Source organism: Kitasatospora sp. NPDC092286 (assembly GCF_044755565.1).
Classification (GTDB): domain Bacteria; phylum Actinomycetota; class Actinomycetes; order Streptomycetales; family Streptomycetaceae; genus Kitasatospora.
Genome location: NZ_JBIVRD010000023.1, coordinates 17,415 through 43,860 on the forward strand (window position 1 = coordinate 17,415; position 26,446 = coordinate 43,860).

Genomic DNA, 26,446 nt, shown 5'->3' on the forward strand with positions numbered 1-26,446 from the left:
CAGCAGCGCCCGCCCGCCGACCGCGTGACGTCACCGCGGCCGGCGGGGCCCGGCGTGCCCTGCGCGTACGCCCGCCCACACTTCTGGAGGTACCCCCATGTCCCGTCGCGACGGCGACGTCCTTCCCCTGACCGCGGCACAGCGCGAGATCTGGCTCGCCGAACAGCACGCGCGGACAGCACCCGACGCCTACCGCATCGGCGATTACCTGGAGATCCACGGACCGGTCGACGGGGAGCTCGTCGAGACCGCGTTGCGCCGGGTCGTCGACGAGATCGACGTGCTGCACGTGACCTTCGACCACGACGGGCAGGACCCGCGTCAGATCGTCCGTGCGGAATGGGACTGGACACCGGCCCGGCTCGACCTCGGCTCGGAGCCCGACCCCAGGGCGGCGGCCCTGGAATGGATGGCCCAGGACCGGGTGCGCCCGCTGGATCTCACCCGTGACCCGCTCTTCAGCTTCGCGCTGATCAGCCTCTCGCCGACGCACCACATCCTGTACCAGAACTACCACCACCTGGTGATGGACGGATTCGGCCTCTCCCTCGTCCGGCGGCGGATCACGCGGGTGTACACCGCGCTGGCCGCAGGCGGACCGGTCCCGCCGTCGTCGTTCCGTTCCCTGGACGTCCTGCTCCGCAGCGAAGCCGACTACCGCGCCTCGGAGCAGTTCGCCTCCGACCGGTCGTACTGGACGGAACTGCTCGCCGGCCGGCCGGATCCGACCCGGCTCACCGGTCGGGCTCCGCGGAGCGGGAACGGCCCGCATCCCGCGGTGGAACCGGGGGTGCTCCGCGTGGAAGCACTGCGATCGGCGGCGCAGGAGACGGGAGGCCACTGGTCCCGGCCGCTGATCGCAGCGGCAGCCCTCTACACCCACCGGCTCACCGGGGACCGGGACGTGCTGATCGGCCTTCCCGTCACCGGCCGCGAGGGAGCCGGACGCGACCTGATGACCTCCCCCGGCGCGGTGGCGAACGTGGTGCCCCTCCGTCTGTCGGTGCGACCGGACACGCGGTGGCACGAGCTGGTCGCCGAGGTGGCACGGGAGTCCGACGCGGCCCTCGCGCACCAGCGCTACCGCAGCGAGGAGGTGTTTCGGGACCTCGGCGTTCCCGGTGCCGGTGGGGCGACGTTCCCGCTCGTCGTCAACATCATGGCCTTCGACTCCGCGCTGAGCTTCGCCGGGCACCCCGCCACGCTGCACTACCTGCTCCCGGAGCCGATCACCGGGCTGTCCCTCTGGATCACCGGTCGGCGGGGAGACAACGAACTCCGGGTCGAACTCAAGGGCGCGCCCCGGACCTGGAGCAACGACGAACTCGCCGTCCACCAAAGGCGTCTGCTCGCACTTCTGGACACCGTCGCGGACTGCGCCCCGCAGGGGCCGGTCGGCCGGCTCGGCCTGGTCACCGCGGACGAGGAGCGGGAACTGCTGGAGCTGGGCGCCGGCCCGGTGGCCGAGGGCTCCTCCGGCAGCCTGCCGGAGGTGTTCCGGGCACAGGTGCGGGCGACGCCGGACGCTGTCGCGGTGGTGGGGCCGGACGCGTCCCTGACGTACGCGGAGTTGGACGCGCGGGCGAACCGGCTGGCGCACGCCCTGATCGCCCGTGGGGTGGGGCCGGGGCGGCTGGTGGCGGTGGCCCTGCCGCGCTCGGCCGAGCTGGTGGTCGCGATCCTCGCGGTGCTCAAGGCGGGGGCGGCGTACGTCCCGGTCGATCCCGAGTACCCCGCCGCCCGGATCGGGTACGTGCTCGACGACGCCCGGCCGGTCCTGGTGGTGACCGACTCCCGCACCCGGGACCGGCTGCCGGAGCCCGGTGCCGCCGAGCGGCTGGTGGTCGACGACCCGGGGACGGCCGCGCTGGTGGCGGACTGCCCGGCAGCGGATCCGGAGGTGACCGTCGATCCGGAGCACCCGGCCTACGTCATCTACACCTCCGGTTCCACCGGGCGACCCAAGGGCGTGGTGCCGACGCACGGCGGGCTGCTCAACCTGTTCGCCGGTCAGCAGCAGACACTGTTCCCGCCACTGCTGAAGGACCGGCAACGGTTGCGGGTGGCGTTGACCACGTCGGTGTCGTTCGACGCCTCCTGGAACCAACTGCTGGCCCTGTTCGCGGGCCACGAGCTGCACGTCCCGGACCACGCGACCTGGACCGACCCGGACGCCTTCGTCGACTACGCCCGGAGCCGTGGCCTCGACTTCATCGAGGCCACCCCGTCCTACCTCGAAGTCCTCGTCGCACGGGGACTGCTGGACGATCCGCAGTGGCGTCCGGCGGTGGTCGCAGCCGGCGGGGAGGCCGTTCCGGAGCGGCTGTGGGAGCAACTCCGTGAGGCCGACGGGGTGTCCTGCCTGAACTTCTACGGGCCGTCCGAGTGCACCGTGAACTCGGTCGTCGCGCCGCTGGAGTCGAGCCGGCGCCCGGTGATCGGCCGGCCGGTCCCGGGCGCCCGGCTGTACGTGCTGGACGGCGCGTTGCGACCGATGCCGACGGGCGTCGCGGGCGAGCTGTACGTCGCCGGCGCGGGCCTGGCGCGGGGCTACCTGAACCGGCCGGGTCTGACGTCCGGGCGGTTCGTGGCCGACCCGTTCGGGCCGCCCGGCTCCCGCATGTACCGCACCGGTGACCTGGTGCGGTGGGACGCCTGGGGGTCCCCCCGGTCGGAGGCCGGGGGAGGGAACCTGGAGTTCCTCGGCCGTACCGACGACCAGGTCAAGATCCGGGGGTTCCGGATCGAGCTCGGCGAGATCGAGGCCGTGCTCGTCGAACACCCGCAGGTCGCACAGGCCGCCGTTCTGGTGCGCACCGAAGAGGACGCCCGGCTGGTCGCCTACGTGGTGCCGGCATCCGGTGCCGAGGTGGCCGCGGCCGCGCTGCGCGAGCACCTGCGCGAGCGGCTGCCGGAGTACATGGTGCCGGCCGCGTTCGTGACGCTGGACGCGCTGCCGCTGACACCGAACCGGAAGCTCGACCGTCGGGCCCTCCCGGCGCCCGAGCAGGCCGCAGTCGCCCCGGGCCGCGCCCCGCGCACCGCGACCGAGCACCTGCTCGCCGGGCTGTTCGCCGAAGTGCTCGGAGTGGCCGAGGCCGGGCCGGACGACAGCTTCTTCGACCTCGGCGGGCATTCGCTGCTGGCCACCCGGCTCGTCGCCCGGGCGCGATCGGTGCTCGGCGTGGAGCTGAGGCTGAGCGACCTGTTCGACGCGCCGACGGTGGCGGAACTGGCGGCGGCGGTGGATGTCGCGGGCCGGGCGCGGCCGGCGCTGGCGCGGCGCGAGCGGCCCGGGACGGTTCCGCTGTCCTTCGCGCAACGCCGACTGTGGTTCCTGCACAGCATGGAGGGCCCGAGCGCCACGTACAACATCCCGCTGACGCTGCGGCTGTCCGGAAACCTGGACCAGCGAGCCCTGGAGGCCGCCCTGGCGGACGTGGTCGAGCGGCACGAGAGCCTGCGCACCACCTTCCCGACGGTCGACGGCGTGCCGTGCCAGCGGGTGCTGGACCTCGACGTGGCACGGCCGCGGCTGCGGGTGACCGAGGTCGGCGAGCACGACCTGCCGGATCGGCTGGCGGAGGCGGCCCGGTACGGCTTCGAGCTCTCCGCGGAGCCGCCGCTGCACGCGGAACTGTTCCAGTTGGGACCGGAGGAGCACGTACTGCTGCTCGTGGTGCACCACATCGCCGGTGACGGCTGGTCGATGGGGCCGCTCTCGCAGGATCTGACGACCGCCTACGCGGCCCGATCCGACGGGGCGAAGCCGGAGTGGTCGCCGCTGCCGGTCCAGTACGCCGACTACGCCCTGTGGCAGCGGGAACTGCTCGGCGACGGCTCGGACCCGGACAGCCTGCTGAACGGTCAACTGGCCTACTGGAGCGAGCAGCTGGCGGGCCTGCCCGAGCAGGTGGAACTGCCGTTCGACCGGCCCCGGCCGGCGGCGATGTCCTACCGGGGTGCCCACCTGCCGGTGCGGATCGATGCCGAGCTGCACCAGGGCCTGCGCGCGCTCGCCCGGGACGGCGGGGCCAGCCTGTTCATGGTGCTCCAGGCCGGGCTGGCCGCCCTGCTGGGCAAGCTCGGCGCGGGCACCGACGTCCCGATCGGCACGCCGATCGCCGGGCGCACCGACGAGGCCGTGGACGACCTGGTCGGCTTCTTCGTCAACACCCTGGTGCTGCGTACCGACCTGTCGGGCGACCCGTCGTTCACCGAGCTGCTGGGCCGGGTGCGTGCCGACGCGCTGGCCGCGTACGCGCATCAGGACGTGCCGTTCGAGCACCTGGTGGAGGCGCTGAACCCGGCCCGGTCGCTGTCGCACCACCCACTGTTCCAGACCATGCTCGCCCTGCAGAACGCGCCGCTCGGCGCGTTCGAGCTGCCGGGGCTGCGGGTGGCGACCGACCTGGTCCACACCGGGACGGCCAAGTGCGACCTGACCTTCATGGTGGCCGAACAGCCCGGTGCGGACGGGCTGTCGGTCCTGGTGGAGTACAGCACCGACCTGTTCGACGCGGCCACCGTGGCGGGGATCGTCGAGCGGTGGCTTCGGCTGCTGCGGGCCGTGTCCGCCGACCCCGGCCGGCGGATCGGCCGGGTGGACGTCCTGTCCGCCGACGAGCTCCGCGCGCTGCTGCCGGCCGGCGAAGGCCGGGACGGCGAGCTGCCGGAGAGCGGTATCACCGCGCTCTTCGAGCGGCAGGTACGGGCGAACCCGGCCGCGACCGCCCTTGTGAGCGGCGAAGTGTCGCTGACGTACCGGGAGTTGAATGCCCGGGCCAACCGGCTCGCGCACGTCCTGATCGACCGGGGCGTGGGGCCGGAGCAACTGGTGGCGGTGGCCCTGCCGCGCTCGGCCGAGCTGGTGGTCGCGATCCTCGCGGTGCTCAAGGCCGGCGCCGCGTACGTGCCGGTGGACCCGGAGTACCCTGCGGCCCGGATCGCCTACCTGCTCCAGGACGCCCGGCCCGCGCTGCTCGTGACGACCGGCCGGATCGGCGACCTGCCGGGCGCGGAGGCGGTGGACCGGCTGCTGCTGGACGCCGCGGGCCTGGACGGGCTGCCGGACACGGACCCGGTGGTCCCGGTCGACCCCGGGCACCCGGCCTACGTCATCCATACCTCCGGCTCCACCGGCGACCCCAAGGGCGTGGTGGTCCCGCACCGGAACGTGGTGCGGCTGTTCGACACCACCCGGGAACTGTTCGGCTTCTCCGCCGAGGACGTCTGGACGCTCTTCCACTCCTACGCCTTCGACTTCTCGGTGTGGGAGCTGTGGGGCGCGCTGCTGCACGGCGGCCGACTGGTGGTCGTGGACCACGAGACCAGCCGCTCGCCCGGCCGGTTCCTGGAGCTGCTCGCCCGCGAGCGGGTGACCGTGCTCAACCAGACGCCGTCCGCCTTCTACCAGCTGATCCAGGCGGACGTCGAGGCGCCCGAGACCGGCCGTGAACTCGCCCTGCGCACGGTGGTGTTCGGCGGCGAGGCCCTGGAGCCCGCCCGCCTCGCGAGCTGGTACGAGCGGCACCCGGACGACGCGCCGCGGCTGGTCAACATGTACGGCATCACCGAGACCACGGTGCACGTCACCCACGCGGCACTCGACCGGTCAGGCACCGCCGCAGGACAGGTCGGCACGTCCCTCCCGGACCTGCGGACGTATGTGCTCGACGCCGGCCTGCGGCCGGTGGCCCCGGGCGTGCCCGGCGAGCTGTACGTCGCGGGTGCGGGTCTGGCGCGCGGCTACCTGAACCGGCCCGGCCTGACCGCCGGGCGGTTCGTGGCGGACCCGTTCGGGCCGCCGGGGTCGCGGATGTACCGCAGCGGCGACGTGGTGCGCCGAGGGGCGGACGGCAGCCTGCGCTACGTCGGCCGGGCCGACCAGCAGGTGAAGGTGCGCGGCTTCCGGATCGAGCTCGGCGAGATCGAGGCGGCGCTCGCCGCGCACCCCGGCGTCGCCCAGGTCGCCGTGCTGGCCCGGCAGGACCGCGCCGACGACACCCGGCTGGTCGCCTACCTGGTGCCCGCCTCGGGCTCCGCGCCGCGCCCGGCCGAGCTGCGCGCCCACCTGGCCGGACGGCTGCCGGAGCACATGGTGCCGTCGGCGTTCGTGGTGCTGGACGCGCTGCCGCTGACCACCAACGGCAAGCTGGACCGCCGGGCCCTGCCCGCTCCCGACCTCGCCCCCGCGGGCACCGGCCGCGCGCCGCGCACCCCGCAGGAGCAAGTCCTGTGCGAGCTGTTCGCCGAGGTCCTCGGGGTGGCCGGGGCGGGTGTCGAGGACAGCTTCTTCGACCTGGGCGGGCACTCGCTGCTGGCGACGCGCCTGGCCGCCCGGGTCCGCGCGACCCTGGGGGTGGAGCTGGAGCTGCGCACCCTGTTCGAGACCCCGACCCCGGCCGGCGTGGCCTCCGCCCTGGCGGGTGCCCGCCGGGCGCAACTGGCACTGGCACCCCACCCGCGGCCCGGGCGGATCCCGCTGTCGTTCGCGCAGCGGCGGCTCTGGTTCCTGCACGAGCTGGAGGGTGCCGGCGCGAACTACCACATCTCGCTGGCCTGGCGGCTGTCCGGGAACCTGGACCGGCGGGCCATGGAGGCCGCCCTGGCGGACGTGGCCGCCCGGCACGAGAGCCTGCGCACCGTCTTCCCGGCGGTGGACGGTGTGCCGCACCAGCAGGTGCTGGACGTCGTGGCGGGCCGCCCGCGGCTGGACGCGAGCCGGACCACCGAGGCCGGGCTGCCGGGCGTGCTGGCGACCGCGAAGGCCCGGCCGTTCGACCTGGCCGTCGATCTGCCGCTGCGCGTCGGCCTGTTCGAGCTCGGACCGGACGAGCACGTGCTCCAGCTGGTGCTGCACCACATCGCCGGTGACGGCTGGTCGCTGGGCCCGCTCACGCAGGACCTGACCGCCGCCTACGCGGCGCGCTGCCGGGGCGAGGAGCCGCAGTGGGCGGAGCTGCCGGTCCAGTACGCCGACTACACCCTGTGGCAGCACGAGCTGCTCGGCGACGCCACCGACGGTGACAGCCCGTTCGCCCGCCAGGCGGCCTACTGGACGCGGCAGTTGGCCGAGCTGCCGGAGCAGCTCCGGCTGCCCACCGACCGGCCCCGCCCGGCGGTCGCCTCCCACCGGGGCGGCTTCGTGCCGGCCGGGCTGGACGCGGAGCTGCACCGCGGACTGCGCGAGCTCGCCCGCGTACACGGGACCAGTCTGTTCATGGTGCTCCAGGCCGGGCTGGCGGCGCTGCTGAGCAAGCTCGGTGCGGGCGACGACATCCCGGTCGGCAGCCCGGTCGCCGGCCGGACCGACCAGGCCCTCGACGAGCTGGTCGGCTACTTCGTCAACACCCTGGTGTTCCGTACGGACACCTCGGGCGATCCGACGTTCGCCGAGCTGCTGGGCCGGGTGCGGGACACCGCGCTGGCCGGGTACGCCCACCAGGACCTGCCGTTCGAGTACCTCGTCGAGGCCCTCAACCCGGCGCGGTCGCTGGCGCACCACCCGCTGTTCCAGGTGATGCTGGTGCTGCAGAACGCGCCCCGGGCCGACTTCGCCCCGCCCGGGCTGCACGTCGGCGACATGCCGTTGACGACGACCACCGCCAAGCTCGACCTGATCTTCACGATGTCCGAGCGGCACGCGGAGGACGGCTCCCCGGAGGGGATCGACGGATTCGTCGAGTACACCAGCGACCTGTACGACCCGGCCACCGTCGAGACGATGATCGGGTGGTGGCAGCGGTTGCTTCGTGCGGCGGTCGCCGACCCGCGGCGGCGGCTCAGCCGATTCGGCCTGCTCGCCGCGGAGGAGGAGCGTGAGCTGCTGGCGCTGGGTACCGGCCCGGTGGCCGAGGGTCCCAGCGAGAGTCTGGCGGAGGTGTTCCGGGCGCAGGTGCGGGCGACGCCGGACGCGGTCGCGGTGGTGGGGCCGGAGGCATCGCTGACGTATGCGGAGCTGGACGCGCGGGCGAACCGGCTGGCGCATGCCCTGATCGCTCGCGGGGCGGGGCCGGAACGGCCGGTGGCGGTGGCCCTGCCGCGTTCGGCGGGGCTGGTGGTGGCGATCCTCGCGGTGCTGAAGGCCGGTGCCGCGTACGTCCCGGTCGATCCGGAGTACCCCGCCGCCCGGATCGGCTACATGCTCGACGACGCCCAGCCGGTCATGGTGGTGACCGATGCCCGTACCCGGGACCGGTTGCCCGGGGCCGGTGTCGCCGGGGGGTTGGTGGTCGACGACCCGGAGACCGCGGCGACGCTGGAGGGCTTCCCGGCAGCGGACCCGGAGGTGGCCGTCGATCCGGAGCATCCGGCCTACGTCATCTACACCTCCGGCTCGACCGGGCGGCCCAAGGGCGTCGTGTCGACGTACGGCGGCCTGCTCAACCTGTTCGCCAACCAGCGGCCGCTGCTGTTCGCGCGGCGGCCGAAGGGGCGACTGCGGGTGGGACTGACCACGTCGGTGTCGTTCGACGCGTCCTGGGACCAGCTGTTCGGCCTGTTCGCGGGCCACGAACTGCACGTCCTGGACGAGGAGACCTGGGCTGACCCGGACGCCTTCGTCGACTACGCTGCGCGGTGCGGGCTGGACTATGTCGGCGCCACCCCGTCGTACCTTCAAGTCCTGTTCGAGCGAGGTCTGTTGGGCGATGCGCAGTGGCGTCCGGCGGTGGTCGCGGCGGGTGGGGAGCCCGTTCCGGAGCAGTTGTGGGAGCGGCTGCGGGCAGCCGACGGGGTGTCGTGCCTGAACTTCTACGGTCCGTCCGAGTGCACGGTGAACTCGGTGATCGCGCCGCTGGAGTCGAGCCCGCGCCCGGTGATCGGCCGGCCGGTCGGCAACACCCGGTCGTACGTGCTGGACGGCGCGTTGCGGCAGACGCCCACGGGTGTGGCGGGTGAGTTGTACATCGCGGGCGCGGGCCTGGCACGGGGCTACCTGAACCGCCCGGGTCTGACTGCCGGGCGTTTCGTGGCCGATCCGTTCGGGCCGGCCGGCGAGCGCATGTACCGCACCGGTGACCTGGTGCGGTGGGGATCGGACGGGAACCTGGAGTTCCTCGGGCGTACCGACGACCAGGTCAAGGTCCGGGGTTTCCGGATCGAACTCGGCGAGATCGAGACCGTGCTCGCCGACCACCCGCACGTCGCGCAGGCCGCCGTGATCGTCCGGCAGGATCGTACGGAGGACCAGCGCCTGGTCGCCTATGTGGTGCCCGTCACCGGGGAGGAGCTCCAACCGGATACGCTGCGGGCGCACCTGCGCGAGCGGCTGCCGGAGCACATGGTGCCGACCGCGTTCGTGAGCCTGGAGAGCCTGCCGCTGACCGTCAACGGCAAGTTGGACCGGCGCGCCCTGCCCGAGCCCGAGTACACCGCGCCACGCGACGGCCGGGCCCCGCGCACACCACAGGAACACGTCCTCGCGGAGCTGTTCGCGCAGATGCTGGGCGTAGCCCGGGTCGGGGTCGACGACGACTTCTTCGAGCTCGGCGGACACTCGCTGCTGGCGACTCGGCTGGTGGCCCGGGCGCGTGCCACGCTGGGTGTGGAACTGGAACTGCGCAGCCTGTTCGAGACGCCGACGGTGGCTGGGCTGGCCGCAGGACTCGGCCGGGCCGGCCAGGCGCGGCTGGCACTGCGCCACGTTGAGCGGCCCGACCGGGTCCCGCTGTCCTTCGCGCAGCGCCGACTGTGGTTCCTGCACCAGTTGGAGGGCGCCGGCTCCGTCTACAACATGCCGTTGGCGTGGCGGCTCTGCGGCCCGCTGGACCGCGCTGCCCTGGAGGAGGCGCTGGCTGACGTCGTCAACCGGCACGAGAGCCTGCGCACGGTCTACCCGCAGGTCGACGGGGTGCCGTACCAGGACGTGCTGGACGCGCGGACGGTCCGGCCGCAGCTGCCGGTCACCAGGACCGGCGGGACGGACCTGCCGGAGCTGCTGGTGGCGGCCGCGGCGCGCGGATTCGACCTCGCCACCGAACCACCCCTGCGTGCCGAGCTGTTCGAGACGGCACCGGACGAGCACGTGCTGCTGGTGGTGGTCCACCACATCGCCGGTGACGGCTGGTCGCTGGGCCCGTTGTCGACCGACCTGGCCACCGCGTACGCGGCGCGCTGCCGGGGTGAGGAACCGCAGTGGGCACCACTGCCCGTCCAGTACGCCGACTACACACTGTGGCAGCACCAACTGCTCGGCGACGCGGCCGACCAGGAGAGCCTGTTCGCCCGCCAGGTGGCCCACTGGACACGGACGCTGGCGGACCTGCCCGAGCAGATCCGGCTTCCCGCCGACCGCCACCGCTCCTCCGCACCCTCCTGTTCCGGCGGCCACCTCGCGGTCGAGCTGGACGCCGGGCTGCACGCCGGGCTGGTCCGCCTGGGCCGGGAGCACGGGGCCAGCGCCTACATGGTCCTCCAGGCCGCGCTGGCGGCGCTGCTGGACAAGCTCGGCGCGGGCGACGACATCCCGGTCGGCAGCCTGATCGCCGGCCGGACGGACCAGGCGCTGGACGACCTCGTCGGCTTCTTCGTCAACACCCTGGTGCTGCGCACCGACACCTCCGGCGACCCGTCGTTCGCCGAGCTGCTGGGCCGGGTCCGGGAGGGCGCGCTGGCCGCGTACGCGCACCAGGACCTGCCGTTCGAGCACGTCGTCGAGGCCCTCAACCCGTCCCGGTCGCTCGCCCGCCAGCCGCTGTTCCAGGTGCTGCTCGCGCTGCAGAACGTGCCCCGCACCGACTTCGCCCTGCCCGGCCTGAGCGCCGAGATCGAATTGGTGCGGACACCCACGGCGATGTTCGACCTCGGCTTCCACCTGCTGGAGCGCGGTGCTACCGGCGGGACGGCCGAGGGCATCGTCGGGCGGGTCGAGTACAGCACCGACCTGTTCGACCACGCCACGGTGGAGGCCCTGGTCGCCCGGTGGCTGCGGCTGCTGGCGGCGGTCGCCGCCGCGCCGGACCGGCCGCTGAGCCGGATCGACGTCCTCACCGCCGAGGAGCGGCACGAGCTGCTGGTGGCGCGCAACGACACCGCCCGACCGGTTCCCGCCGACGGCCTGCCGGCCCTCTTCGAGGCGCAGGTCCGGGCGACCCCGCAGGCCCCGGCGGTGGTCTTCGAGGGCACCGTGCTGACGTACCGCGAGCTGAACCGGCGGGCCAACCGCCTGGCGCACGCGCTGATCGCCCGCGGGGTGGGGCCGGAGCAGGTCGTCGCCCTGCGGCTGCCGCGCTCGGCCGAGCTGGTGGTCGCCGTCCTCGCGGTGCTCAAGACGGGTGCGGCGTACCTGCCGATCGACCCGGACTACCCGGCCGCCCGCATCGCGTACATGCTGGAGGACGCGCGTCCTGCCGTGGTGTTCGACGACCTCGCGGCCGTCACACCGGCCGAGGAGCGGCCGGAGCACGACCCGGCCGTCGCCGTGGACGCGCGGCACCCGGCGTACGTCATCTACACCTCCGGCTCCACCGGCCGGCCCAAGGCCGTGGTGATGCCCGCCGCCGGGCTGCTGAACCTGCTGGCGTGGCACCACGAGGCCGTCGGCGGCGAACCCGGCACCCGCACCGCGCAGTTCACCGCGATCAGCTTCGACGTCTCGGTGCAGGAGGTGCTCTCCGCGCTGCTGTACGGCAAGACCCTGGTGGTGCCGACCGAGGAGCAGCGCCGCAGCGCCGAACTGTTCGCGCACTGGCTCGACCGGCACGAGGTCGGGGAGCTGTTCGCGCCCAACCTGGTGGTCGAGGCGCTGGCCGAGGCCGCAGAGGAAGCCGGGCTGGAGCTGCCGAGCCTGCGGCTGGTCGCCCAGGCCGGCGAGGCGATGCGGCTGGGCGGCGCGGTGCGCCGCTTCCAGACCCGCCGCCCGGGCCGGGTACTGCACAACCACTACGGGCCCGCCGAGACCCACGTGATCACCGCCTACGCACTCCCGGCCGACCCGGCGGACTGCCCGCTGCCGGTGCCGATCGGTCGGCCGATCGCCAACTGCCGGTCGTACGTGCTGGATCCGGCCCTGCGGCCGGTCGCCCCCGGGGTGACGGGTGAGCTGTACCTGGCGGGGACGGGGCTGGCCCGCGGCTACCTGAACCGGCCGGGGCTGACGGCGAGCAGGTTCGTGGCCGACCCGTACGGCCCGGCGGGCTCGCTGATGTACCGCACCGGCGACCTGGTTCGCTGGCGCGCCGACGGCGAGCTGGAGTTCGCCGGCCGGGTGGACCACCAGGTGAAGGTGCGCGGCTTCCGGATCGAACCGGGCGAGATCGAGGCCGAGCTGACCGCGCACCCGGGCGTCGCCCAGGTCGCGGTGCTCGCCCCGGAGCAGCGGATCGTCGCGTACGTGGTGCCCTCGGCGCAGCGACCGGCCACCGCGGAAGCACTGGCGGCGTACCTGCGCGAGCGGGTGCCGGACCACCTGGTGCCGTCGGCGTTCGTGCTGCTGGACGCGCTGCCGCTGACGCCGAACGGGAAGCTGGACCGGGCGGCGCTGCCCGCGCCCGAGCCGGGCACGGCCGGAGCCGGCCGGGCGCCGCGCACCCCGCAGGAGCAGATCCTCTGCGAGCTGTTCGCCGAGGTCCTGGGCCTGCCGCGGGCGGGCGTCGACGACGACTTCTTCGACCTCGGCGGGCACTCCCTGCTCGCCACCCGGCTGATGTCGCGGGTCCGGGCGACCCTCGGCGTCGAACTGGAGCTGCGCAGCCTGTTCCGGACGCCGACGCCCGCCGGGCTCGCGGCCGCCCTGCACGAGGCCGGCCGCGCGCGGCAGGCCCTGGTGCCCAGGCCCCGCCGCGAGCCGATGCCGCTGTCGTTCGCCCAGCGCCGGCTCTGGTTCCTCCAGCAGTTCGGCGCGCCGAGCGCCACCTACCACATGCCGCTGGCCCTGCGGCTGTCCGGCACCCTCGACCGGGCCGCCCTGAACGCCGCGCTCGCGGACGTGGTGGCCCGGCACGAGACCCTGCGCACGGTCTTCCCGCACGCCGGCGGAGTCCCGCACCAGCGGGTGCTGGACGCCACCGACGCCGCTGTCGCGCTGACGGTGCGCGCGGCCGGGGAGGCGGAGGTACCGGCCCTGCTGCGCGAGGCGGCGGTGCGCGGCTTCGACCTCACCTCGGACCTGCCGCTGCGGGCGGAACTGCTCGCGGTCGCGCCGGACGAGCACGTGCTGCTGCTGGTGATGCACCACATCGCCGGTGACGGCTGGTCGATGGGCCCGCTGGCCCACGACCTCGCCACCGCCTACGCCACCCGGCGGGGCGGCGGGACACCCGCCTGGCCGCCGCTGCCGGTGACGTACGGCGACTACACCCTGTGGCAGCACGAGATCCTCGGTGACGAGCACGACGCCGACAGCGTGTTCGCCCGCCAGGTCGGCTACTGGAGCGAGGCGCTGGCGGGGCTGCCCGAGCAGCTGCAACTGCCCGTCGACCGCCCGCGCCTGGCCGCCATGTCGTACGGCGGCGACCTGCTGGACGTCCGGATCGACGCCGAACTGCACGCGGCGCTCGCGGAGTTGGCGCGGCGCTCGGGGGCGACCCTGTTCATGGTGCTGCAGGCGGCGCTCGCCGCGTTGTACACGCGGTTGGGTGCGGGGACGGACATCGCGATCGGGAGTCCGATCGCGGGGCGTACGGACGAGGCGCTGGACGAGCTGGTCGGGTTCTTCGTCAACACCCTGGTGCTTCGCACGGACACGAGTGGTGATCCGTCGTTCGTGGAGCTGTTGGGTCGGGTTCGGGAGACGGCGCTGGAGGCGTTCGCGCACCAGGACGTGCCGTTCGAGCACCTGGTGGAGGTGCTGAACCCGTCCCGGTCGCTGTCGCACCACCCGCTGTTCCAGACCGGGCTGGTCGTGCAGAACGCGCCGGGCGGCGACTTCGACCTCCCCGGCCTGCGGGTCTCCGGGATGGCCGTGACCACGGGGACCGCGCGGCTCGACCTGACCTTCGGGTTCGCGGAGGAGCACGGACCGGGCGGCGCGCCGGCCGGGCTCAGCGGTGCGGTCGAGTACAGCACCGACCTGTTCGACCGTGCGACGGTCGAGACGCTGGTCGCCCGCTGGACCAGGCTGCTGGCCGCGGTCGCCGCAGCCCCGGAACGGCCGATCGGCGGGATCGACCTGCTGTCCGCCGAGGAGCGCGCCGAACTGCTGCCCGCCGTCGGGGACGGGGCGGCCAAGGCGAGCCTGCCGGAGCTGTTCGCGGCGCAGGTGGCGGCGACGCCGGATGCGGTCGCGCTGGTCTGCGGCGGCACCGAGCTGACGTACCGGGAGCTGGACGTCCGGGCGAACCGGTTCGCGCATGCGCTGATCGCCCGGGGTGTGGGCCCGGAGCAGGTGGTGGCGGTGGCGCTGCCGCGGTCGGTGGAGTCGGTGGTGGCCGTCCTGGGCGTGTTGAAGGCCGGGGCCGCGTATCTGCCGGTGGATCCGGCGTATCCGCAGGCGCGGATCGCGTTCATGCTGGACGATGCCCGTCCGGCGCTGCTGGTCGACGACCCGGCGCTGGTGTCCGAGGTCTCCGACCGGCCGGAGAACGACCCGGAGGTCGCGCTGGATGTCCGGCACCCGGCGTACGTGATCTACACCTCGGGCTCGACCGGCCGCCCCAAGGGCGTGGCGGTCAGCCACAGCGGTGTGTCGGGCCTGGTGGCGGCGCAGGCCGAGCGGCTCGGCGTGGCGCCGGGCAGCCGGGTGCTCCAGTTCGCCTCGCCCAGCTTCGACGCGTCCTTCTGGGACCTGTGCAGCGCCCTGCTGACCGGCGCCGCCCTCGTCCTGGCCCCGGCCGAGGCCCCGCTGGAGACCCTGACGGACCGCCGGCTGACCGTCACCCACGTCACCCTGCCGCCCTCGGCCCTGGCCGCCCTGCCGGAGGGCTCGGTGGCCGCGTCCACGCTGGTGGTGGCAGGTGAGGCCTGCCCGCCGGAGCTGGTGGCCCGGTGGGCGCCGGGCCGGCGGATGATCAACGCGTACGGTCCGACGGAGACGACGGTGTGCGCGACGATGAGCGACCCGCTGTCGCCGGCCTCCGGTGTGCCGCCGATCGGCCGACCGGTCGCGGGCTTCCGGGTGTACGTGCTGGACGAGCGGCTGCGGCCGGTGCCGCCGGGCGTCGCGGGGGAGCTGTACGTCGCCGGCCCGGGTCTGGCGCGCGGCTACCTGAACCGGCCCGGTCTGACGGCCGGGAGGTTCGTCGCCTGCCCGTTCGGCCCGGACGGTGACCGGATGTACCGCACCGGCGACCTGGTGCGGCGACGCACGGACGGCGAGCTGGAGTATGTCGGCCGGGCCGATCAGCAGGTGAAGGTGCGCGGCTTCCGGGTCGAGCTGGGCGAGGTCGAGGCGGCCCTGGCCGAGCACCCCGCCGTGGCCCGGGCCGCCGTCCTCGCCCAGGAGGAGAGGCTCATCGGCTACGTGGCCGTGCGGTCCGGCGCGGCGGTTCGCCCGGCGGAGCTGGCGGCACACCTGCGCGAGCGCCTGCCGGACTACCTGGTGCCGGCCGTCTTCGTGGTGCTGGACACGCTGCCGGTGACGCCGAACGGGAAGCTGGACCGGGCGGCGCTCCCTGCGCCCGAGGCCGTGACCACGGAGGCGGGCCGCGCGCCGCGCACCCCGCAGGAGCAGATCCTCTGCGGGCTGTTCGCGGAGGTGCTCGGGCTGGCGAAGGTCGGGGTCGACGACGACTTCTTCGAGCTGGGCGGGCACTCCCTGCTCGCCACCCGGCTGGCCGCGCGGGTGCGCTCGGTGCTCGGTGTGGAACTGGGGCTGCGTGCGCTCTTCCAGGCACCCACCGTGGCGGGCCTGGCCGCGGCGCTGAGCGAGGCGGGCCGCGCCCGCCCGGCGCTGACCGCGCACGAGCGGCCCGAGGCTGTGCCGCTCTCCTTCGCCCAGCGCCGGCTCTGGTTCCTGCACCGCATGGACGGCAGCACCGCGACCTACCACATTCCGCTGGCGCTCCGACTGACCGGGACACTCGACCGGGCGGCACTGGACGAGGCACTGGCCGACGTGGTGGCCCGGCACGAGAGCCTGCGGACGGTCTTCCCGGAGGTCGACGGCGTACCGTGCCAACTCGTCCTGCACCCCGGCGCGGCCCGGCCCCGGGCGCGGCTGACCGAGGTGTCGGAGGCCGAGCTGACGGAGCGGCTCGCCGAGTCCGCCCGGCAGCCCTTCGACCTGGCGGCGGAACCCCCGCTGCGGGCCGAGCTGTTGGCGGTCGCGCCGGACGAGCACGTGCTGCTGCTGGTGGTGCACCACATCGCCGGTGACGGCTGGTCCACCGGGCCGCTGGCCCGCGACCTGGCCGAGGCGTACGCCGCCCGGTGCGAGGGCCGCTCGCCGGGTTGGTCGCTCCTGCCGGTGCAGTACACCGACTACACGCTGTGGCAGCGCGACCTGCTCGGTGACGCATCCGACCCGGAAAGCCGGTTCGCCGAACAGCTCGACTACTGGAAGCGCCAGTTGGCCGGCCTTCCGGAGCTGCTCCCGCTGCCCACCGACCGGCCGCGGCCGGCCGTCGCGGGCTGGCGCGGGGACCAGGTCGGCCTGCAGCTGAGCCCCGAACTGCACACAGCGCTGGCAGAGTTGGCGCGGCGTACCGGCACCAGTCTGTTCATGGTGCTGCAGGCGGGCCTCGCCACGTTGTACACGCGGTTGGGCGCGGGGACGGACGTTCCGATCGGGAGTCCGATCGCGGGGCGTACGGACGAGGCGCTGGACGAGCTGGTCGGGTTCTTCGTCAACACGCTGGTGCTGCGGACGGACACGAGTGGTGATCCGTCGTTCGTCGAGTTGCTGGGTCGGGTTCGGGAGACGGCGCTGGAGGCGTTCGCGCACCAGGACGTGCCGTTCGAGCACCTGGTGGAGGTGCTGAACCCGTCCCGGTCGCTGTCGCACCACCCGCTGTTCCAGACCATCCTGGCTGTGCAGAACGCGCCGATGGGCCGGTTCGCGCTGCCCGGCCTGGACGTGGCCACCTTCGCGGTGGCGACCGGCACCGCCAAGTTCGACCTCGGCGTGAGCCTCGCCGAGCAGTTCGGTCCGGACGGCAGTCCGGCCGGGATCGTCGGCGTGGTGGAGTACGCCACCGACCTGTTCGACCGGTCGACGGTCGCCGCCCTCGCCCGGCGCTGGACGCTCCTGCTGGAGACGGTCACCGCCGATCCGGAGCAGCCGATCGGACGGATCGACCTCCTCGACGCGGACGAGCGGCACCGGCTGCTGGAGCGGGGCAACGCGACAGCCCGTGAGGTGGGCGCCGTCCCGGTGCCGCAGGCCTTCGCGGTGCAGGTGGCGGCGACGCCGGATGCGGTCGCGCTGGTCCGTGGCGGCATGGAGTTGACGTATCGGGAGCTGAATGCCCGGGCGAACCGGTTCGCGCATTCCCTGATCGCTCGGGGTGTGGGGCCGGAGCAACTGGTGGCGGTGGCGTTGCCGCGGTCGGTGGAGTCGGTGGTGGCCGTCCTGGGCGTGTTGAAGGCCGGGGCCGCGTATCTGCCGGTGGATCCGGCGTATCCGCAGGCGCGGATCGCGTTCATGCTGGAGGACGCGCGGCCGGTGGTGGTGGTCGACGATCCGGCGCTGGTGTCCGAGGTCTCCGACCGGCCGGAGAGCGACCCGGTGGTCGCGCTGGATGTCCGGCATCCGGCGTACGTGATCTACACCTCGGGCTCGACCGGCCGCCCCAAGGGCGTCGTGGTCGGCCACGGCGGCGTGGCCAGTCTGGTGGCCGCCCAGATCGAGCGGTTCGCGATCGAACCCGGCAGCCGAGTGCTCCAGTTCGCCTCGCCCAGCTTCGACGCCTCGGTGTCGGAGATCTTCACCGCCCTGCTGCGCGGCGCGGCCCTGGTGCTGCCCGCAGCCGAGCCGGTGGCCGCGCTGACCGACCCGGGCCTGGCGGTCACCCACGTGACCGTGCCGCCGTCCGTCCTGGCCGCCCTCCCGGAGGACTCGCTGCCCGTCTCCACGCTGGTGGTGGCGGGTGAGGCCTGTCCGCCGGAGCTGGTGGCCCGGTGGGCGCCGGGTCGGCGGATGATCAACGCGTACGGTCCGACGGAGACGACGGTGTGCGCGACGATGAGCGACCCGCTGTCCCCGGCGGCGGGTGTGCCGCCGATCGGCCGTCCGATCGCCAACGCTCGGGTGTACGTGCTGGACGAGCGGCTGCGGCCGGTGCCGCCGGGCGTGCCGGGGGAACTGTACGTGGCCGGCGCCGGGCTGGCGCGCGGGTACCTGAACCGACCCGGTCTGACGGCCGGACGGTTCGTCGCCTGCCCGTTCGGCAACGACGGCGACCGCATGTACCGCACCGGCGACGTGGTGCGGTTCCGTGCCTGGGGGTCCCCCCGGCCGGTGGGGGCAGCTCCCAGCCGCCAGGCTGGGGGCGCTGGGGGAGGCCAGCTGGAGTACCTCGGCCGGGCCGACGACCAGGTGAAGGTGCGCGGCTTCCGGGTCGAGCCCGGCGAGGTCGAGGCGGCCCTGGCCGAGCACCCCGCCGTCGCCCGGGCCGCCGTCCTCGCCCAGGACGACCGGCTCATCGGCTACGTCGTCCCGCGTCTGGAGGCGTCCCGGGACAGCGGTCTCGAAGCCGACCACGTGGGCGAGTGGCAGGACATCTACGACGCCCTGCCCATCACCCCCGAGGAAGCCGCCTTCGGCCGGAACTTCGTGGGATGGAACAGCAGTTACGACGCGAGCCCGATCCCGGTCGAGCAGATGAGGGAGTGGCGGGACGCCACCGTGGCCCGCATCCTGGCCCTGCGCCCCCGCCGGGTGCTGGAGGTAGGCGTCGGTACCGGACTGCTGCTCTCGCAGGTCGCGCCGCACTGCGAGACCTACTGGGCGACCGACTTCTCCGCGACCGCGATCGACGCGCTGGCCGCCCAGGTGGCCCGACAGGAGGACCTGGCCGAGCGTGTCGTGCTGCAGACCCGCCCGGCGCACGACACCGACGGACTGCCCACCGGGACGTTCGACACCATCGTGATCAACTCGGTGGTGCAGTACTTCCCGTCCGCCGAGTACCTCGCGGACGTGATCGGGAAGCTGATGGGGCTGCTCGCCCCCGGCGGCGCGCTCTTCATCGGCGACGTCCGCAACCTGCGGCTGCTGCGCCCGCTGGCCACGGCCGTTCAGCTGCACCGAACCGGTGACGGCGCCGACCTCGCCGCAGTGCGCCGCGCCGTGGAGCAGGCCGTCCGGGTCGAGAAGGAACTCCTGGTCGACCCGGACTTCTTCACCGTCCTGCGGGAGCACGGCACGGACGTCGGTGTGGTGGCCGTGGAGGTCAAGCGCGGCCGCCACCACAACGAACTGAGCCGCTACCGCTACGACGTGACGCTGCACAAGTCGCCGGCCGCCCCGGCGGCCCCGGGCCGACCGGTCGAGCTGGAGTGGGGGCGGCAGGTCGCCGGCCTGGCCGAGCTGCGCGAGCTGCTGGCCCAGCCGCTCGCGGGCGTGCTGCGGGTCACCGGGGTGCCCAACCGCCGGGTGGCGCGGGAGTCCGCCCTGGCCCGCGCGGTGCAGGACGGGGACGCCTCGCTCGCCGAGCTGCTGGAACGGCTGCACGCCCCGGAGGAGGGCGGCCTGCCCGACCCGGACGACTTCCACGAGCTGGGGCGGGAACTCGACCGCTGGGTGGGCGTCACCTGGTCGGCCACCCAGGCCGACGCCGTGGACGTCGTCTTCGCGGATCCGCGGGCGCACCACGGCTCCCCGGTCGAGCCGTACCGACCGGTCAGGGCCACCGGCAGGGCGCTGTCCTCGCTGACCAACCGCCCGACCGGCAGTAGGGGCACCGGCGCCCTCATCGGCGAACTCCGCGACTGGCTGCGCGGGCGGCTGCCCGACTACCTGGTCCCGTCGGCGTTCGTGGCGCTGGAGACGCTTCCACTGACGGCCAGCGGCAAGCTCGACCGCCGCGCGCTGCCCGCTCCCGACCTCGGCTCGGTCGGAGCCGGGCGGGCGCCGCGCACCCCGCAGGAGCAGCTCCTCGCCGAGCTGTTCGCCGAGGTGCTCGGTCTGGCCCAGGTCGGGGTCGAGGACAGCTTCTTCGACCTGGGCGGGCACTCGCTGCTGGCGACCCGCCTGGCCTCCCGGGTGCGGGCGACCCTCGGCGCGGAGCTGGAGGTCCGCACGCTGTTCGAGACCCCGACCGTGGCCAAGCTGGCGGCCCGTCTCGACGGCTCCGGAACGGCGCGGCCCGCACTGACCGCCCACCCGCGTCCCGAGCTGGTACCGCTGTCCTTCGCCCAGCGCCGCCTGTGGTTCCTGCACCGGATGGACGGGCCGAGCGCCACCTACAACATGCCGCTCGCACTGAGCCTGACCGGCGGACTCGACCGGCAGGCCCTGCACGCCGCGCTGGCGGACGTGATCGCCCGGCACGAGAGCCTGCGGACCGTCTTCCGGGAGACGGGCGGCGTGCCGTACCAGGTCGTGCTGAGCGCCTCGCAGGCGCACCCGGAGCTGCCGGTGGTCGAGATCGACGAGAGCCGACTGGCCGAACGGCTGGCGGACGCGGCCCGGCGCGGCTTCGACCTGGCCGCGGAACCGCCGGTCCGGGCGGCGCTGTACGCGCTCGCCCCCGACCGGCACGTGCTACTGGTCGTGGTGCACCACATCGCCGCCGACGGCTGGTCGATGGGCCCGCTCTCCGGCGACCTCGCGGCGGCCTACGCGGCGCGCTGCCGGGGCGAGGAGCCGCAGTGGTCCCCGCTGCCGGTGCAGTACGCCGACTACACCCGCTGGCAACGCGATCTGCTCGGCGACGCCGCCGATCCGGACAGTCTGTTCGCCCGGCAACTGGCCTACTGGAAGGACGAGCTGGCGGGGATTCCGCAGCAGGTGCAGCTGCCCGCCGACCGGCCCCGCCCGCCGGTGGCCTCCCAGCTGGGCGGCCGGGTCGTGGTCCGGCTGGACGCCGAACTGCACCAGGCACTGCGGGACCTGGCCGCCGAGCGAGGTGCCAGCATGTTCATGGTGCTCCAGGCCGGCCTCGCCGCGCTGCTCACCCGGCTCGGCGCCGGTACGGACATCCCCATCGGCAGCCCGATCGCCGGCCGTACCGACCAGGCGCTGGACGAGCTCGTCGGCTTCTTCGTCAACACCCTGGTGCTGCGCACCGACACCGGCGGCGACCCCGGCTTCGCCGAACTGCTCGGCCGGGTGCGGCAGAAGGCACTCACCGCGTACGGCCACCAGGACGTGCCGTTCGAGTACCTGGTCGAGGTGGTCAACCCGGTGCGGTCGCTGGCCCACCACCCGCTGTTCCAGATCATGCTGGCCCTGCAGAACGCGCCGTTGGGCGAGTTCGCACTGCCGGGGCTGGAGACCGGCCACCTGGAGGCGCCGACCGGGACCTCCCGGGTCGACCTGACCTTCAGCCTGGCCGAGCAGTTCCGCCCGGACGGCGGCCTCGACGGCCTGGTCGGCGCGGTGGAGTACGCCACCGACCTGTTCGACGCGCCCACCGTGGAGCTGCTGTTCGACCGCTGGGCGCGGCTGCTGCGCGCGGCGGCCGCCGACCCCGACCGGCCGATCAGCCGGATCGACATCATGTCCGGCGAGGAACGCCACCGGCTGCTGTCCGAGTTCACGGGCGCCACCGCCGAGCTGCCCGAGGCCGCGGTGCCGGAACTGTTCGCCCGCCAGGTCCGGGCCACCCCGGACGCCGTGGCGGTCGCGGCCGGCGGCATCGAGCTGACCTACCGGGAACTCGACCTGCGGACCAACCGCCTCGCGCGGGCGCTGATCCGCCGGGGCGTCCGGCCGGAGACACCGGTCGCGGTCATGCTGGAGCGCTCGGCGGAGCTGGTCGTGGCGATCCTCGCGATCGTCAAGGCGGGCGGCGCCTACGTGCCGCTCGACTCGCGCTTCCCGTCGTCCCGCATCGAGCTGATCCTGCGGGAGACCGGGGCCGCGCTGGTGCTCACCGAGGACGTGCCGACCGCGCTGCTCCGGGCCGAGCCCGACTCGTCCGAACTCGAAGTCCCCTGCGACCCCCGGCAGCTGGCGTACATCATGTACACCTCCGGATCCACCGGGCGGCCGAAGGGCGTGGCCGTCACCCACCGCGACGTGGTGGGCCTCGCGCTCACCCCCGAATGGCGCGGCGGCGGACACGAGCGGGTGCTGATGCACTCCCCGACCGCCTTCGACCTCTCGACGTACGAGCTGTGGGTGCCGCTGCTCAGCGGCGGCCGGGTCGTGGTCGCACCGCCGGAGCGGCTCGATCTCGACCTGCTGCAGCGGACGGTCACCGAGCACCGGGTGACCGGCCTGTGGCTGACGGCCGGCCTGTTCCGGCTGGTCGCCGAGGAGCGGCCGGGCCTGCTCGCCGGGGTCCGCGAGGTCTGGACCGGCGGTGACGTGGTCTCCCCGGCCGCCGTCGCCCGCGTGCGCGCGGCCTGCCCCGGCATCGAGGTGGTCAACGGCTACGGGCCGACCGAGGCCACGACCCTGGCCACCTGCCACCCGGTGCGCACCCTCCCCGAGCACGCCGCGACCGTGCCGATCGGCGGGCCGATGGCCAACATGCGCGCCTACGTGCTCGACGACCACCTGCGGCCGGTGCCGACGGGCATGGTCGGCGAGCTGTACCTCGCGGGAGTGGGAGTGGCCCGCGGCTACCTCGGCCGCCCGGGTCTGACGGCCGAGCGGTTCACCGCCGACCCGTACGGGCCGGCCGGGAGCCGGATGTACCGCACCGGCGACCTGGCGTGGTGGCAGGCATGGGGGCACCCCCGGCCGGTGGGGGCACCTCCCGGCCGCCAGGCCGTGGGCGCTGGGGGAGGCACGCTGGAGTTCGCCGGACGGGCCGACCACCAGGTCAAACTGCGCGGTCTGAGGATCGAGCCCGGCGAGATCGAGGCCGTGCTCGCGAGCTGCCCGGGCGTCGCCCAGGCAGCCGTGGTGGCCCGTGAGGACCAGCCGGGCGACAAGCGGCTCGTCGGCTACCTGGTGGCCGCCCCCGAGGGGGTGCCCGAGGCGGGCGAGCTGTTCGACCGGCTGAGCCGCGAGCTGCCCGAGTACATGGTGCCGTCGGCGTTCGTCACCGTGGACGCGCTGCCGCTGACCGCCAACGGCAAGCTGGACCGGGCTGCCCTGCCCGCCCCCGAGTACGGTGCGCCGGGCACCGGACGCGGCCCCCGGACGCCGCAGGAGCAGCTGCTGTGCGACCTGTTCGCCGAGGTCCTCGGCCGGGAGCAGGTCCGCATCGACGACAGCTTCTTCGGCCTGGGCGGGCACTCGCTGCTGGCCGCCCGCCTGGCGTCCCGCGTCCGCGAGACCCTCGGCGTCGAGCTGGGCCTGCGCACGCTGTTCGAAGCGCCGACCGTGGCCGGGCTCACCGAACGCCTGGTCATGAACGATCCCGATGACGCGCTGGACGTGGTGCTGCCGCTGCGCACCACCGGGAACGGGACACCGCTGTTCTGCATCCACCCCGGCGGCGGCATCAGCTGGTCGTACAGCGGGCTGCTGAACCACGTCGGTCCCCAGCACCCGGTCTACGCGATCCAGGCGCGCGGCCTCGGCCGGCCCGAACCGCTGCCGACGTCCTTCGAGGAGATGGCGGCCGACTACGCCGAGCAGATCCGCAAGATCCAGCCGGAGGGCCCGTACCTGCTGCTCGGCTGGTCCGCCGGCGGGCTGATCGCCCACGCGCTCGCCTGCGAGCTCCAGTCGCGCGGCGAGCGCACCGCACTGCTGGCGATCCTCGACGCCTACCCGGTGAAGGACGTGCAGTTCGAGGAGGTGCCCGTGCCCACCGAGCGGGACGTGCTGGTCGGTGTGCTCGACGTCGACCCGGACGAGCTGGGCGACCGGGCGCTGACCTACGGCGAGGTCGCCGAGATCCTGAACCGGCGGGGCAGCGCGCTGGCCGGGCTGACGGAGCGACAGATCGAGGTCATCGTCCAGATCATGATCAACAACGCGAAGCTGGCAGTCGACTTCGTTCCCGGCGAGTTCGACGGAGACCTGCTGCTCTTCAACTCCACGATCGACCGGACCGAGGACAACGCCGGGCCCGGGATCTGGCGCCCCTACATCGCCGGCCGGATCGAATCGCACGAGATCGCCACCCGGCACAACCGGATGACCCAAGCCGGCTCGCTGGCCCAGATCGGACCGATCCTGGCCGCCAAGCTCGCCGAGGCCACCGGTGATACCCCAACCCGCAACCAGGAGGACTGATTTCCATGAGCAACCCCTTCGACGACCAGGACGGTACCTTCCTCGTGCTCGTCAACCAGGAGAACCAGCACTCGCTGTGGCCGCAGTTCGCGGACGTCCCCGAGGGCTGGACCGTCACCCACGGCCCCGACACCCACGCCGCCTGCCTGGAGTACGTCGAGCAGTCCTGGACCGACATGCGGCCCAAGAGCCTGGCCGACGCCATGGACGCCCAGCGGTAACGCGGCCGACGTGACCTCCACCGACACCCTGGACGAGGCCCGCGGCAGCGCGGGCCTCGCCCGGCCCGGTGACCTCGCCGCGGCGCTGCGCACGCCCGAGGCCCGCCGGGACCCGTACCCGTTCTATGCCCGCATGCGGCGTGAGAGCCCGGTCCACCGCAGCGCCGAGGGCATCTGGCACCTCACCCGGTACGCCGACGTCGAGGCGGCCCTGGGCGACCTGCGGCTGTCCAACGACCGGGACCGCATGACCCGCGCCTACGGCGCGCTCGGCGGCGACCTGAAGGCCTTCAGCCGGCTCACCGACCGGCTCGGCCGGGTGATGACCAACACCGACCCGCCGGACCACGCCCGGCTGCGCAAGCTCGCCAACCGCGCGTTCACCGCCCGGCGCGTCGAAGCCCTGCGCGACGGCATCCAGCGGATCGTCGACCGGCTCGTCGACGAGGCGCTCGCGGCCGGGCCGGCCATGGACCTGATCGAGGCGGTCGCCTCCCCGCTGCCGCTGTCCGTCGTCTGCGAGCTCTTCGGCATCCCGCCCGAGGACCGCCCGCAGGTCAAGACCTGGTTCCGCCGCTTCGGCCGGATGAGCGAGGACATCGACAAGTCCGAGGCGGCGATCGCGCAGTACGAGGAGTACCTCGCCCGACTTGTCCGCCGACGCCGGGCCGACCCGGGCGACGACTTGATCAGCGCCCTGGTCGCGACGCAGGCGCAGGACGACCGGCTCACCGACTCCGAGCTGCTGTCCACCTGCTTCGTCCTGATCACCGCGGGCGACGAGACCACCACCCACCTGGTCGGCAACGGCATGCTCGCCCTGCTGCGCCACCCCGGCCAGCTGGCCCGGCTGCGCGAGGACCCGGCGCTGATCCGCACCGCCGTGGACGAACTGGCCCGCTACGACACGCCGACCCAGGCGATCGTCCGGGTCGTCGCGGAGGACGTCGAGATCGGCGGGCGGACACTGCGCGAGGGCGAGCTGGTGTACCTGTTCCTCGCCGCGACCAACCGCGACCCCGAGCGCTTCGAGGACCCCGACCGGCTCGACCTGTCCCGCCCCGGCAACCGGCACCTCAGCTTCGGCAACGGCCCGCACTTCTGCCTCGGCGGCCCGCTGGCCAAGCTCCAGGCGGAGGTGGCCGTCAGCACGCTGGTCCGTCGGCTTCCGCAGCTGAGGCTGGCCGACGGCGCGGCCCTCGAATGGCGGCCCAACCCGCTGCAACGGCGGCTGAGCGCCCTCCCGCTCACCTACTGACACCTGAACGATGACGAAGGAGAACCGACCATGACCCGAGAGTTCGAGGTCCGCACGGAACAGGACCTGCCCGCGACACCCGAACAGGTCTGGGCCGCGGTCGCCACCGGCGCCGGCAACCTCGGCTGGCTGTACCCCATGGAGGTCGAGCCGCGCGTCGGCGGAAAGGCCACCCGGTCCGACAGTACGGTCGTGGTGTGGGAGCCACCGAGCCACTTCGCCGTCCGGGCGACCCTGGGCAACGAATTCTCCAACACGCTCAGCTACCGGATCGAGCCGGTGGACAGCGGAACGAGCCACCTGCGCATGGGAATCCACTGGGTGCACGAGGGAGTCTGGGACGAGATCTGGGACACCAAGGCGGACGCGGCCGAGAAGCACGTCCACTTCTACCAGCACGGCCTCGCCGAGTACCTGCGGCACTTCGGCGGCCGCCCCGCCGTCTACATCAAGGCCCAGCGCCCCGAACCCACCACCGACCCGGCCGACTTCGCCGCCCTGCGTCGACGCCTCGGCCTCGCCGACGACGCGGCCGTCGGCGACCGGCTCGAACTCCACGTCCCCGGTCCGGACAGCGGCCCGGAGGAGGTGGTCGTGGACTGGCTCAGCCCCGACTTCATCGGGCTGCGCGGCCCGGACGCGCTGTACCGGTTCTTCAACGGCAGCTCCTGGAACTGGCCGATCTGGCTGGGCCACCACCTGTTCGCCGAGGGAGCGGACGAGCAGCAGGCCACCAAGGCGTGGAACGCCTGGCTCAACGGCTCCTGACCCCTCGTACCACAGACA

The 26,446-nt window shown here is 73.8% G+C and carries 4 protein-coding genes; all 4 read left to right on the forward strand.

Going from position 1 to position 26,446, the window contains the following annotated elements; translation table 11 throughout:
* Nucleotides 1-97 precede the first annotated feature (97 nt).
* The 4 genes from ACIQIB_RS23090 to ACIQIB_RS23105 are packed head-to-tail and all read left to right on the forward strand — an operon-like array spanning nt 98 to nt 26,428.
* Nucleotides 98-24,181, forward strand: coding sequence for a non-ribosomal peptide synthase/polyketide synthase (locus ACIQIB_RS23090; protein ID WP_400760212.1), 24,084 nt, complete (start codon nt 98-100; stop codon nt 24,179-24,181).
* Between the two features lie 5 nt (nt 24,182-24,186).
* Nucleotides 24,187-24,402: an MbtH family protein gene (locus ACIQIB_RS23095; protein ID WP_363612527.1), complete on the forward strand. Its 216-nt coding sequence runs from the start codon at nt 24,187-24,189 to the stop codon at nt 24,400-24,402.
* A gap of 10 nt (nt 24,403-24,412) precedes the next feature.
* On the forward strand, nt 24,413-25,660 hold the full coding sequence (locus ACIQIB_RS23100) for a cytochrome P450 (RefSeq protein WP_363612525.1): 1,248 nt from the start codon (nt 24,413-24,415) through the stop codon (nt 25,658-25,660).
* A gap of 30 nt (nt 25,661-25,690) precedes the next feature.
* Nucleotides 25,691-26,428, forward strand: coding sequence for an SRPBCC domain-containing protein (locus ACIQIB_RS23105; protein ID WP_363612523.1), 738 nt, complete (start codon nt 25,691-25,693; stop codon nt 26,426-26,428).
* Nucleotides 26,429-26,446: the final 18 nt, after the last annotated feature.

What these genes read in the sequence shown, in the direction of transcription:
- ACIQIB_RS23105 (WP_363612523.1), top strand. Translation starts at nt 25,691, where the DNA reads ATGACCCGAGAGTTCGAGGTCCGCACGGAACAGGACCTGCCCGCGACA.
- ACIQIB_RS23090 (WP_400760212.1), top strand. Translation starts at nt 98, where the DNA reads ATGTCCCGTCGCGACGGCGACGTCCTTCCCCTGACCGCGGCACAGCGC.
- ACIQIB_RS23095 (WP_363612527.1), top strand. Translation starts at nt 24,187, where the DNA reads ATGAGCAACCCCTTCGACGACCAGGACGGTACCTTCCTCGTGCTCGTC.